8 protein-coding genes and 1 riboswitch are annotated in these 13,354 nt (G+C 60.0%); of the genes, 7 read left to right on the top strand and 1 reads right to left on the bottom strand.

Going from position 1 to position 13,354, the window contains the following annotated elements:
- Positions 1–817 precede the first annotated feature (817 nt).
- Entirely contained in the window at positions 818–6,142 is a 5,325-nt protein-coding gene (locus GXP70_RS28605; protein ID WP_162360077.1) for an S-layer homology domain-containing protein, read from the top strand.
- Between the two features lie 807 nt (positions 6,143–6,949).
- On the top strand, positions 6,950–7,735 hold the full coding sequence (spoIIR, locus tag GXP70_RS28600) for a stage II sporulation protein R (protein WP_162360076.1): 786 nt from the start codon (positions 6,950–6,952) through the stop codon (positions 7,733–7,735).
- Positions 7,736–7,801: 66 nt separating this feature from the next.
- Here the strand turns inward: spoIIR and GXP70_RS28595 are convergent, their stop codons facing one another.
- On the bottom strand, positions 7,802–9,268 hold the full coding sequence (locus tag GXP70_RS28595) for an MDR family MFS transporter (protein ID WP_162360075.1): 1,467 nt from the start codon (positions 9,266–9,268) through the stop codon (positions 7,802–7,804).
- 279 nt (positions 9,269–9,547) lie between these two features.
- On the opposite strand from GXP70_RS28595, the gene GXP70_RS28590 reads away from it, so the two are divergent.
- From GXP70_RS28590 to GXP70_RS28570, 5 genes are all read left to right on the top strand, one after another.
- Complete coding sequence (locus tag GXP70_RS28590; protein ID WP_162360074.1) at positions 9,548–10,648, top strand: L-threonylcarbamoyladenylate synthase; 1,101 nt, start codon at positions 9,548–9,550, stop codon at positions 10,646–10,648.
- Positions 10,649–10,759: 111 nt separating this feature from the next.
- The gene (locus GXP70_RS28585; protein WP_162360073.1) at positions 10,760–11,320 is read left to right on the top strand and encodes a manganese efflux pump MntP; all 561 of its coding nucleotides are present in this window, start codon (positions 10,760–10,762) and stop codon (positions 11,318–11,320) included.
- A 30-nt stretch (positions 11,321–11,350) separates the two neighbouring features.
- Positions 11,351–11,932: an arsenate reductase/protein-tyrosine-phosphatase family protein gene (locus GXP70_RS28580; protein ID WP_162360072.1), complete on the top strand. Its 582-nt coding sequence runs from the start codon at positions 11,351–11,353 to the stop codon at positions 11,930–11,932.
- Between the two features lie 71 nt (positions 11,933–12,003).
- Positions 12,004–12,087: riboswitch (ZMP/ZTP riboswitch) on the top strand.
- Between the two features lie 119 nt (positions 12,088–12,206).
- Entirely contained in the window at positions 12,207–12,674 is a 468-nt protein-coding gene (rpiB, locus tag GXP70_RS28575; RefSeq protein WP_162360071.1) for a ribose 5-phosphate isomerase B, read from the top strand.
- A 12-nt stretch (positions 12,675–12,686) separates the two neighbouring features.
- Positions 12,687–13,289 (top strand): TIGR01440 family protein, encoded by a 603-nt coding sequence (locus GXP70_RS28570; protein WP_192043402.1) that lies wholly within the window; start codon positions 12,687–12,689, stop codon positions 13,287–13,289.
- Positions 13,290–13,354 lie beyond the last annotated feature (65 nt).

Genomic DNA, 13,354 nt, shown 5'->3' with positions numbered 1-13,354 from the left:
ATGATGACACGGAATGGCTCGAAAAACTAGAACGGCAGTCCTCGGGCTTCTGGCGACCGCCTTCCCATTCCCCAGCTTAGACAGCTGCAGCCGTTTGGATCACATCGCTTCAGGAGAGATTGGCGGCAGCACTGTCTTCGAAAGCATTGCATCCGGACCGGAGATCCGCTATCGGCTCCTTTTCATGGCTTTTTTGTATGCTCGTGGACATACGATCCTTTATTTCGCCAAAAAAGCAGAATTGCGATGCGCTCTGGAGACAATAACGAATCCGGTGTCCGTTCGCCAGCCCCAATATGCCGATTTCAACCCAATAACGGATTCTGTGTCCGTTGCCCATGAAGACGATCTAGTCGGCATGGCAACGCCGAAGAATCGAGTACTTTCTCCACAGCCTGAAGGAGCGTTCCGAGCGGAACGCTCCTTGTTCAGTTTGCGGAGCGCCTGGCATCCTGTTCTACATTCGACATGCCAGTCATGGCGACCGGCATCGCCGAAACAGTGGCGTTCCGGTCATTTCGTCCTATTTCGTCCTATTGCGACACTGCCAGCCACGCTTCGCGGCGTCCTCTCCTAGTGCTCCGTTCCGCTCCGTTAGTTCCTCCGGCCGATACTTGATTCGGGCTATGCTCCCATTCCATCCGAAATATGGGTGAATTGTAACGATCGTGTAACGCAAGGGGTAGTACCATGGCAGGGTATGCGTGGTAATTAAACGATTATTTGCAAGACCGACGTTCCAGGACGGAAAGCGGGATACGGTCCGCTCCAGGGACGCCGTCCTTGCAAATGATACTAAGGAGAGGTCAAGAACCAGATGAAGACGATTCGATTCAGGCACAGCGTACTGCTGCTGCTCGCGTTGCTGCTGACGCTCGGCAATGCGTTTACCGCAGCGGCGGCAAGCTCCTACACCGTCAGCTCGTCGGCGACGATGCCCGACGGCAGCAAGACGATTAATCTGAACACGGTTACCGAGGTGGATCAGAACGATTATGCCTCCATGCTCGGGAGCGGAATTACATTCACGCTCGAAACTGCCGATCACCAGCAAGTTGGCGCGCCGATTAAGCGGGCTATCGGCGACAGCTATTCGCCGAACGGCACCGTATATGAAATTCCGGCGGATGCCCTGACGTTCGCGGGCTTGCAGCCAGGAACGGCCTATACGCTCAAAGCAGCCTATGACGGCGCCGACGGCGTCCGCACGCAGGAGCAGACGGTGAGCACGCCGGCTGCCGGCTACGGCTTCATGGTCGAGCACACGCCTCATGGCGGAGCGGGCGCTGCGCCGGCTGCCGACAATACCGTTCGCTCGGACGATGATCTCGTCACGGTCACGGTCCTCGACGGTTCCGGCAGCCCGATCGCCAATAAAGCGGTCGGCGTGCAAGTCGAACGATACGGCGGCTTTATTCCGGCGACAACCGATGCGAACGGCAAAATCGTGCTCGTCGGACCGAATGGCGTCGCGCCGGCGGTTTCCGAGCCGGTGATTATGATCGCGGTCGATCCGAATACGCCGTCTTATGCGGTGGGCACCGTATACTTTCAGGATCGTCTCGACGAACGTTTCCCGAACGGGCAAGTCATCGAGATGCGTTACCTGGATAAGAACAGCCATCTGATCACGAATTCCTCCAGCCGCCAATCGTACGACGGCTATGGCTACACGGACCGGTACTTCACTCAGGGCGTAGACGTGCTTATTTCGACGAACGTCATGCTGTCTTTCCAGAACATCGTGAAGCCGGAAGACGGCAATGAAGCGTACGTCTTCAACGCCGGCGCCGAAGAATTGGCGCCGACGGCCGGCTATCAGCGCAAAACGATCGTCATGGACGGCGGCGCTTACAGCCGCGTGAAGCTCGATTACAGCTGGGAAGGCCAGCCTGTTGCGGCGAAGAACGTGAACTTCGTCGGGCTGAACGGATCGCTGAAAACGAGCCGCGAGGATGCGTACGGCAATGCGTTCCTATCCGACATCGAATCGATCTACGTGCCGAAAGGCAAGGCATACGGTTATTTGACCGTGCTGAACCTCCCGTCCAGCGATCAAGTCGCGGTGAATCGTGAATTGACCGCAACCGGATCCGAGCATTCGCTGGGCGGCGCGCTGAGCGCGGCAGATTTCGCCGCGGTGAAATTCACGACCGCGTACAAAACGGTCAGCGGGCAGTCGGCCATCCGGCTCGCCTATATGAACGGGCATATGAATTACGTGGACGTGAGCACGGCGCTGAACGCAGGCTCGAAATTGTACATCGCGAAGAATCAGCAAGTATACAAGCTGAACGCCGCGCTGAACGAGAACGGCGACGACGCGATCGTCGAATCCTTCTTTACGCCGACGGCCGACAGCTATGCATACGCGTCGGGCGCGTCGCTGCAATCGACGGTGAAAGCCTACGCGCTGCCAAGCAATGACGGCCAGAAGGAAGAGCGCAGCCGGCTCGTTCTGGGCGAATCCGTGCAATTCGTGCTGGATACGCTGGACAATCTGGGCGAGCTGGCCGACGTGAACGGTTCCGTCACGGCCGACATTTCCAAAGACGGCGTTCCGATCCTGAAGGATCAAAATATGTACTGGAGCTTGCCGGAAGATAAATCGAAGGTGCATCGCATTTACGGTCTGGATTATCAGCCTGCCGAGTCCGGCTCCTACGGCGTGACGTTCAAGCTGACCAGAGGCGAGAACATAGTCGAGCTCGGAAGCGCCGCGTTCAACGTAAGCGCGAAGCATGAGCTGGATGTTGAAGTCCGCGATCAATCCGGCACCTTGCTTGATTTGGTCAACAAGCCGTACCTGACGCAGGAGCAGGCGCAGAAATTGACGTTCACGGTGCGCGAGCATGTGACGGGCAAGACGGGGGCGCCGGTGGAAGGCGTATCGGTCAGCCAGTACGGCAACGCGCTTCCGGGCAAAACCAACGCGGCGGGAACGCTGACGATCGAGAATCAGGTCTATGGAACGCTGACCTTCAGCGCTCCGGGCTATCTGAGCAAGACCGTCCAGCTGCTCGTCATCGATCCCGAGCACCAAGCGGTCGTTCGCGTATCGGGACTGGATAAGGCTGAAGCCGATGCGGGACTGCAGACGCCGGGCGGCGTTCCGATGCAGAATGCCTACGTGTACGCGACCGTCAAGGACGGCGCCGGCAACGTAAGCAGACAGCAATATTACTTGAACGGGGATCAAACGGTGAGTTACATGGCCGTGCCTTCGCCGTCCGTCGTATCGGTGGACTATATCCGCCGCACGCAGGTGCATGATGGCGCGGCAGGTTCTCCGTTCGGTTACTATATGGTCGGTTCTTTGCATACGGAGCCGGGCAAAGACTACCGTCTCGCGCTTGACGCCAGACAGCCGCTGCAGCAAATCTCGACGGTGCAGCTGGCGGAGCAGATGGACGAAGTGTCTATCGCCCGTACCGGCTTGGCCGGCCAGCAATATTTGCCGTATCTGATCGATGATAACAACGCGGATCAGAATCGTTTCTACGCGAACAAAGGAACGTATGATATCGTGGCCAAGCGTCCGGGCGGCGGCGTGATCTACCTGCAAGGCGTGAAGATCGATTCCGATACCTTCGCCTTGAACGTGCCGAACGATCCGGGCTCGCTCGCGCAGATCAAGGTGTCGGGTACGAGCGGCATTACGCGAATCGATTACGTGAACGAGCAGAACACCTCCCTGGGCGTGAATACGGGGTACGGGTATAACGGCAGCAACAGCCTGGTTTACGTAACGCCGGGGAATATGGTCGTGAAGGTGAGCAGCCTGATCGACAATAGCGATATGGAAATTTCCTACGGCGTCTATATTCCGAAGACCGAATTGGCGGCGGGAGCCCGCAAGGATATCGCGGTCGCGACCGTTGCGGGTCTGGGCGTTTTCGGACTGGGCAAGGACGGGAAAGTGACGGTCACGGAGTCGCAGCCATTCGTGAAGCTGGGCATGGTTACGGGCGAAGGCGACCCGATCGATTACCTGAGCCAGCACCGCTTCTATGTGTTTAACAACGGCTCGATGGATTACGGCGATAGCGTGCGCGTAACCGCCTCGAATATCGCGGTGAAGAACGGCCAGGGCGAAGAGGTTGCCGATCTGAGCGATCTTACCGGGCTGCCGCAATGGATCTATGTCGGCGAGAACGGCGATTACACGATCGAGGGAAGCGTGACGGTCGGCGGCAAGACTTACGCGATCAACCAAACGGTCTCGGTCAATATCGTGGCGGATGCCGCGAATTCGGGAACGGACGAGCCGGGCACGGATATTCCGGGTACGGACATCGGCGGCGGTACCGGCAGCAATGGTAACAACAACGGCAATAACAGTGGCAATACAGGCAACACAGGCAATACAGGCAACACAGGCAATACAGGCAATACAGGCAATACAGGCAACACAGGCAATACAGGCAATACAGGCAATACAGGCAATACAGGCAATACAGGTACCGGCTCCACCGGCATTTCCGCCGGCGACGCGAATCAAGGCATCCAGGATCTGATTCGCGTCGCTGCGGATTCCGGCAAAGCTTCCAAAGCCGCGGAATTAATCGCGAATACGCTGCCGGCTATCAAAGCGGTTCAAGACAGCAAGGCGGCGGAGAAGTCGCTTCAGGACATTTCCACTACGCTGGCTTCGACAGCCGAGCTGCTGGGCTCCATGACGAGCGAGCAGGATAAAGGGAAAGTCGCCGCAGCCATCAGCCGGATGGTAAGCGATACGCAGTACGCGTTCGAGCAAGTTGCGGATGGTCCGAAAGCGCTCGAGCTGGCGAAATCCTTGATCAAGGATACGGGCGCCGTGCTTGAGCAGCTGAAGAACGCCGATCCGGCGCTTGTCGGCGCGCTGCAGGATTCGCTTGTCGAGCTGGGCAAGAAGGCGCTCCAGAAGGCGTCGACGGTCACGTTGGACAATAGCAGCGTCAAAGTCGACAACAACACGCTGGTTGCGGCTCTGGACGCCAAGTCGGTAACCGAGCAGCTGGAGACGGCGAAGAAAGCGCTGGAAGACACGATGAAAGACATGGCTCAAGTCGTCGGCGCCGACAAGGCAGCCAAGCTGAATACCGTTATCACGATCAACATTCCGAAGACAGGCGACGACGTTACCAAACTGTCTGCCGATCTGCCGTCCGAAATCGTGAAGGCCGTGCAGGACAGCGGCCTGTCCGGGCTGAAACTGACGATGAACAACGTCGGCTTCACGATCGAGCCGGATACGTTCGGAACGGTAGCGAACGGTCAAACGATCAATCTCGCGGCTGAGGTCGTCGAGAACCTGACGGTAACCGCGCCATCATCCGCCGAACAGCTGGCGAAGATTCCGGTCATGGAATTCAAAGCTTCGATCGACGGTCAGAAGGTTGAATCGTTCCACAAACCGATTCCGGTCAGCTTCGATGTGTCGGCGATCGATACGTCCAAGTATACGCCGGCCGATCTGGCAAACCTGAGCGTGTACCTGCTGAACGAACATACGCTTTCGTGGGAACCGGTCGGCGGCGTATATGATCCGATCACGAGAACGGTACAAGTGAACCGCGGTCATTTCAGTACGTACACGGTCATGAAATCCAATCTCAAATTCAAGGACGTGCCGGCAAGCTATTGGGCTGCCGAGGCGATCAACGGCTTGCTCGGCAAAGGCATTCTCGATGCAACGGCGAGCTTCGACCCGAGCGCCAAAGTAACCCGCGAACAATTTACGGCCTGGATCTCCCGGGCATACGGCTTGGACGGCACGGGGCTGAAACTGAGCTTCGCCGACGTCGCCGCGGACAATCCGTACTACGCCGAGATTGCCGCCGCGTACAAGCAAGGGCTGATTCAAGGCCGGACGGCTGCGAAGTTCGATCCGAAGGCCGAAATCTCCCGTCAGGAAATCGCCGTGCTGCTGTCCAGAGCGCTGACGGCGTACAATGGCAAGCAACTGGCCGGCGATAGCAAGCAGCTGCTGGGCAGCTTCAAGGATAACGCGGCGATCGCCGCCTGGGCGAAGGACAGCGTCGCGTTGTTGAAAGAACTGAAGCTGGCCGAAGGCTATGAGGACAACTCGTACCAGCCGCGCCGGCAGACGACGAAAGCGGAAGCGGCCGCGCTCGTCTACCGCATTTATACGATGAAGTAGAATAGGCAAGCGGTCGGACAGATCGGCCCAATAATAGGGAGACTCCTTGCGAGTCTTCCTCAGATTGTAGAGAAACCCGCGTTTTTTTAAAACGTTGGGTTTCTTTTTCGTATTCGATGCGGGCCAGGGGCTTCTGAGGGACGGTTACTGCGGCATCCGCGAAGCTTCGCTCTCTGGTCTCTTTTCGTCTGCGGTACAATCGCATGCCGGATTTGCTGAGCCGTTTTTTACGCAACAATCCGAGGAGAAACGTATTAGCTGCTTCGAGCAGACTCGTGACAACCCGCGCTCTGGAACACGAACAGCTCCTGTTGCCGTTTCGCCGGCGCGGCATGGATGGCCGTAACCGTTTGGAACGGCTTCATGACGGTGGGTTCACGGTATGTCCCTCGAAGCAAGGAAGTGGACAGGAGATCTGTTATTTGCTTCATAATCGCGTTTTTTCGTATGCTGGCGGACAGGAGATCCGCTATATCGGCTGATTAACCTGTTTTCGATGTCATTCGGGGACATTAACGAATCCTGTGTCCGTTCACTACCCGAATAGCCCGATTTCCCCAAAATAGCGGAACCTCTGTCCGCCGGTCTTGGAGAGAGGGACCTTTCCTTTCAATCCATGCGGCATATGCGGCGTCTAACTTTCTCGACAGCCTGGGGGGACTCCTTGAGAGTCTCCCTATTTTGCATAGACGGCGTTTTGCGAGAATCATAGGTTTAGAGAGGCGTATCGCCGGACATAATGGGAATATTATCGTTCCGGAACGCAAGCGGCCGCACCGACGGGTGCCACAAAGGAGCTTGTGTCAAATGATCCGCACTTATTCCCGTTTTCCTTATCGTCCGGTGTATGGCTACGTGCTGCTGATCGCGGCAATTCTTCTGATGAGCTGGGAGAACCAGCGCGCCGACGCGGCAATCGCCGGCGGCAGCATTCCGGCGGAGTCGATCCGTCTGCGCATTCTCGCCAATTCCGACAGCGCGCTCGACCAGCTGGTGAAACGCCAGGTGCGCGACGCGATCGTCGATGAAATGAATACATGGGTGGCCGGTCCGCAAACGATCGAGGAAGCCCGGAGCACGATCGTCGCGCATATGGGCGATATCGATGCGATAATCGCCGCCAAGCTGAGCGAACGCAGCTTCACGTATGGCTATAAGGCGGAACTGGGCAGTGTCCCGTTCCCCACCAAAATATACGGTACGGAAGTGTATCCCGCAGGCAACTACGAAGCGCTCCGCGTCACGCTCGGCGCCGGAGCCGGACAAAACTGGTGGTGCGTGCTGTTCCCGCCGCTCTGCTTCGTGGACGCGGTAAGCGGCGAAGCTTCGACGCCGGCGACGGCGGCAGTCACGACCGCGGCGGCCAAAGCGGACGACGCGCAGAAGGACGGCGCAAACGATAGCGTCAAGCAAGATGCCGGCGCGAAGACAGGCAGCGCTAAGGCAGACGCGGTGCAAGCGAAGGCGGACAACAACGGCCAAGCGCAGCAAGCCGACGCCGGCTCCAACGACGGAACGAAGCAGCCGGAAGTGAAGTTCTTCCTGTGGGAGCTGCTCAAATCGATTTTCAGCTTCTTCAAGCATCTGTTCTAAAACAAAAAGCTCAAGCGCCTCGGAAGCGCTTGAGCTTTTGTCTGTTATTCTAGCTGCGGGCATGCCTTATGCCGCCGCTTTCTCCCCTTCGGGCCGCTTGCTTGGCTGCGGCTTCAGCTTCGGCAGGAACAGGGCAACCGGAAGCGCGGCGATCGCGATGATCGAAGCGATCAGGTAGACGTCGTCGACGCTCATCGTGAAGGACATGAACGTAATATGCGTTTTGTCCGTCGCGCCGGCTTTGGCGAAATCCGCCGCGTGATGGGCAGCCCGCGAGGACAGCAAGGACGTGAACACCGCGATCGCGAACGAGCCGAGCACGTTGCGAACCCAGTTGTTCAGCGACGAAGCATGGCCGCTGAACTGCTTCGGCACGGCTTCCATGCCCGCGTTGCTCGCAGGCATCATCGCGAACGAAATGCCGACGTTCCGGATGATCATGCAGAAGATGATGTACCGGTGCGAGATGTCGATGCTGAGCCAGCTGAGCGGCAGCGTGCCGAGCGACATGAGGACGATGCCGATGCAGAGCAGGGCGCGCGGGCCGATTTTGGTATACAGTTTGCCGACGACCGGCATCATGAACGCCATCGCCAGCGAGGCGGGCAGCAGAATCAAGCCGGTGTCGAGCGGCGTGACGGACTGGATGTTCTGCAGGAACACCGGCGTCAGGAAGGTGCCGGAATACAGGCTGATCGTAATAATGCTCGAGATGAGCAGCGCGATGCTGTAGCGGCTGATCTTCAGGACGCGCAGGTTGAGCAGCGGCGTGTCCGTCGTCAGCTCGCGCCAGATGAACAGCCCCAGGAACACGATGCCTGAGATGAACAAGGCGAGCGTCTGCCACGACTGCCAGCCCCATTCGTTTCCGTGGGACAAGGCGACGAGCAGGGTCGAGCTGCTGACGATGACCGTCAGGAAGCCGATCAGGTCGAATTTCTTCGGAACGTTCAACCGGTAGTAAGGAATGTACACGCTGATCAAAATGATACCGACGATCGTAATCGGCACGTTCAGCCAGAACAGCCAGTGCCACGAGACGTTGTCGAGCAGCCAGCCGCTGTACGTCGGGCCGATAGCCGGCGCGAGCATGGCCGAGGCCGCCCACAGCGAGATGGCGATGGCGATTTTCTCGCGAGGGATGACTTGGTAGACGATCGCCATCGTGATCGGCGAGATCATGCCGGTGAACGCGCCCTGCAGGATGCGGAACGCGATGAGCGACTCCACGTTCCAGGCGAGCGCGCAGCAAATGCTGGCGACCGTAAAGCCGGCCATGGCGAACAGGAAGAGCCGTTTATAGCTGAACCGTTCACCGAAATAGCCCGTTATCGGAGCGAACGTGCCCATGGCGAGCATGAAGCCCGTCAACGTCCACTGCGTCGTGCTCAGCTCCGTGTGAAAGCGTTCCGTCAGTACCGGAATCGCGATATTGATCGTGCTGACGTTGAGCGCCGATACGAAACTGCCGAAGAAGATGGCAATCATGATCGGCAAGATGCGGACTTGCCGGGGTGAAGCGGAATCTTGCATGAATGAATGCCTCCTTGTTTCCATATATGTCTCTAATGACATATATAATAGCTTTAGAAGCATAACGCGGCCGATTTCCGAAGTCAAAGCGGCGAGAGGGCTGTTGAAACGCATACATTGGGGCGGGAGCCCGGTTTTCTCCCTCATGCTGACGAAGAGAGGGCAGAAACCTAATCGGGCGCTGCGGGCGTATTCAGGGGCGCATTGGTTTCGCGAGGGGGCTCGTATGGTATAATAGGAATATATATCAGCGATCTTGCAGAAGCCGGAGAAGAGAAATTGAACTTACCAGTACGAAATACAAGCTTGTGGCGCGTGGACGGTCATGCGCCGGATGTCGAGGAATTGACCGCTGCGGCGGAGCTGCTGCGGGCGGGGGGCACCGTCGCCTTCCCGACGGAAACCGTGTACGGGCTGGGAGCCGACGCGCGCCGCACGGAGGCGGTGGAGCGAATTTTCGAGGCCAAGGGCAGGCCTTCGGACAATCCGCTCATCGTGCATATCGCGGAGCGGGGGCAGCTCGAGGCGCTGACGCTTCCGCTTGCGGCGGAGGGCGCCGGGACGCTTGCCGGGCGGCTGATGGACCGGTTCTGGCCGGGGCCGCTCACGATCGTGCTGCCGGTCAGGCCCGGCGCGGTATCGCCGCGCGTGACGGCCGGCCTCGACACGGTCGCGGTGCGGATGCCCGCGCACCCGGTCGCGCTCGCGCTCATCGCCGCGTCGGGCTGCCCGCTCGCCGCGCCGAGCGCGAACCGGTCGGGCCGCCCGAGCCCGACGCTGGCCGTCCATGTGGAGGGCGACCTCAGCGGACGCATCGACGGCATCGTCGACGGCGGCGCCGCGGGCGTCGGCCTGGAATCGACCGTCGTCGAGGTCGTCGACGGCGGCACGGTGCGGATCCTGCGCCCGGGCGGGGTCACCGCCGAGGCGCTGCAGGGCGCGGGCGCAGCGGTCCTCTATGACGCCGTCGCCGCGCCGGAAGCCGCGTCCGACGCGGCGGCCGGGCAGACGCCGCGCTCGCCCGGCATGAAGTACGCGCATTATGCGCCGCAGGGGCAGATGCAGCTGGTCAAGGGCGAGCCCGAAGCGGTCGCCGCCTGGATCGGGGCGGCCGTCCGCGCGGCGCGCGATAACGGCGAGCGGACGGGCGTGCTCGCCTTCGCCGAGCATGCCGCCCGGTACGACGCCGACTGCGTGCTCGTCGTCGGCAGCCTGGCGCGGCTCGACACCGCCGCGCACGGCTTGTATGCCTCGCTGCGCGAGTTCGATGCGCAGGGGGTGCAGCGCATCTGGGCCGAGACGTGCCCCGAGCAGGGCATCGGGCACGCGCTCATGAACCGCCTGGCCAAAGCCGCCGGCCACGCGGTCGTCCGCGTCTAACGCACGCGGGCGGCGAAATCCTGCCGGCATCCCGCCAGCGCCATCACCCGGTCATTTTCCCCGTCTTGTCCGCATATGCTTGGATGAGATGATGGACAGGGAGTGGATCGGATGGTGGAAGCGGGCATGCATGCCGGACAGCTGCTCACGCTGATTATTATTGCGCTGGCGCTCGGGATGGACGCTTTTTCGCTCGGCGTGGGCATCGGGCTCAAGGGCATTCGGCTGTTGGATATTCTCAAGCTGAGCGCATTGATCGCGCTTTTTCATATCCTCATGCCGCTGATGGGGATTTTCACGGGCAAATACGTCGGGGAGCTGCTCGGCAGCGTCGCCGCTTCGGCCGCGGGCGGTCTGCTGCTGCTGCTCGGCGGCCATATGATTTACAGCTCGCTTCGCGGCGACGCCGTCTCGTCCATCAACCACCGCAGCGCATGGGGCATGCTGATATTCGCGTTAAGCGTGAGCATCGATTCGTTCTCGGTGGGGCTGTCGCTCGGCATGTTCGCCGTGGATATGCTGCTAGCGGTGCTCCTGTTCGGGCTGGCCGGGGGTGGCATGTCCATCGCCGGGCTGCTGATCGGCCGCAAGGCCAGATCCAGCTTCGGCGAATACGGGGAAGCGATCGGCGGCGTCATTTTGTTCACTTTCGGGCTGTTGATCATTTTCTGATCTTGACCATCAACGTAGGGGGTTTTTCGCATGAAACGGATCTTGTTCGTATGCACCGGCAATACCTGCCGCTCGCCGATGGCGGAAGCGCTGCTCCGGGCGATGGCGCAGGAGCGGGGGATGTCGCTGGAGGTTCGCTCCGCGGGCGTGTCCACCGTCGACGGCCTGCCGGTCTCGGAGAACGCGCAGTCCGTGCTTCGCCGCCGGAACATCGAGCATAACAACGGCTCCGCGGCGCTGGACAGCGGCGCGATCACATGGGCCGATCTCATTCTGACGATGACCGCCGGCCATAAAAGCCATCTGCTGCAGCGTTTTCCGAGCGCCGTGGACAAGACGCACACGCTGCTGGAGTTCGCGAACCGCGACGAAGAGGCGCTGCGCCGCATAGCCGAGCTGGAGAGCCTCTACACGGAATTCCAGATGAAGCAGGCGCTCGGCGAACAGCTGACGGCCGAGGAGCGCGGCAGGCTGCTCGAGCTGGAGGCGGCCATTCCGAGCTTCGATATCGCCGATCCGTTCGGCGGCTCGCTGCGGATCTACGAGGAGAGCGCGGCCGAGATCGAAGCGGCGCTCCGCAACCTGCTCGACCGGCTGCAGCACCGCAAATAACGGGCGCATGGATTTGCGGCTTTGGATTGATTTTGCCGGCCTGATCCGGTATGATAAAAGCAATTAAAGACGGTTTCCGATGTAACTGGCGACGAAAGTGGGTACAAACCACGGTGGAGCATCGGATCATACGGCCGGTCGCCTGGGCAAAGAGCAGCGTGCGTAAGCATGCTTGCTCTTTTTTCGTCTTTTCCGGCGAAATCAGGTATACTATGACCATTGGAATTCGACATTTTCCGTCATTGCGCGGATACATTGGGAGGTATATGCAAGCATGAAAATCGCCATCGGAGCAGACCATGGGGGCTACAGCCTGAAAGAGGTCGTCGTCCCCTTCATCCAATCGCTCGGCCATGAGGTCGAGGATGTCGGCTGCGATTGCTCGCAGTCGGTAGACTACCCGGATTACGCCCTTCCGGTATGCGAGCTTGTCGCGGCGGGGAAAGCCGACCGCGGCATTCTCATTTGCGGCACGGGCATCGGCATGTCGATCGCGGCGAACAAGGTGACCGGCATTCGCTGCGCGCTCGTGCACGATATGTTCTCGGCGCAAGCGACGCGCGATCACAACGACACGAACGTGCTGGCGATGGGCGAGCGCGTGATCGGGCCCGGCATCGCGCAGGAAATCATCCGCATCTGGCTGGAAACGCCGTTTTCGAACGGGGAGCGTCACGTCGGCCGCTTGGACAAGGTGAAGCGGATCGAAGCGAAGTACGCCCAGCCGGTTCATGCGGAATAAGGAGTGGCTGCCGTGAGCGATAAGGAAACGGCCTGGCGTTCGGAACAGTTGACCAAGGACGTCGAGACGGTAGTCCGCGAGCTGGCGCAAGCCGCTGGCCTGCGCCAAGGACAATTGCTCGTCGTCGGCGTATCCACGAGCGAGGTGCTGGGCGAGCGGATCGGCACGTCCGGCACGCCGGAGACGGCGGAAGCGATTTATGCCGGGATTGAAGCGGTCCGGCGCGACATTGGGTTCCATCCCGTGTTCCAATGCTGCGAGCATTTGAACCGGGCGCTTGTAATCGAGCGCGAGGCGGCGGAGCGGTACGGCCTGGAGCTTGTGTCGGCCGTGCCGGTGCGCAAGGCGGGCGGCTCGATGGCGGCGCACGCCTACCGCGCGCTGCCGGATGCCTGCCTCGTCGAAACGGTGCAGGCGCATGCCGGCATCGATATCGGCGACACGTTCATCGGGATGCATCTGAAGCGTGTCGCCGTGCCGGTGCGGCCGTCCATCCGGTCCATCGGCTCGGCCCATCTGACGATGGCGTTCACCCGCCCGAAGCTGATCGGCGGCGAGCGGGCGGTGTACGGGCTGGAGACGCAGGCGGACGCGGCAAGCGGCAATTGCGATTAAGCTTGGCCACAAAATCAAAGCGTATGCTTCCGAAGCGATTTTGTTCTCCTCTCGGATTGCATATC

Origin of the sequence: Paenibacillus lycopersici, assembly GCF_010119935.1 — a bacterium.
In the GTDB taxonomy this organism is placed as follows: Bacteria; Bacillota; Bacilli; order Paenibacillales; family Paenibacillaceae; genus Paenibacillus_Z; species Paenibacillus_Z lycopersici.
Note: the sequence above shows the minus strand (reverse complement) of the source record. Positions and strands in the feature narration are given on the sequence as shown.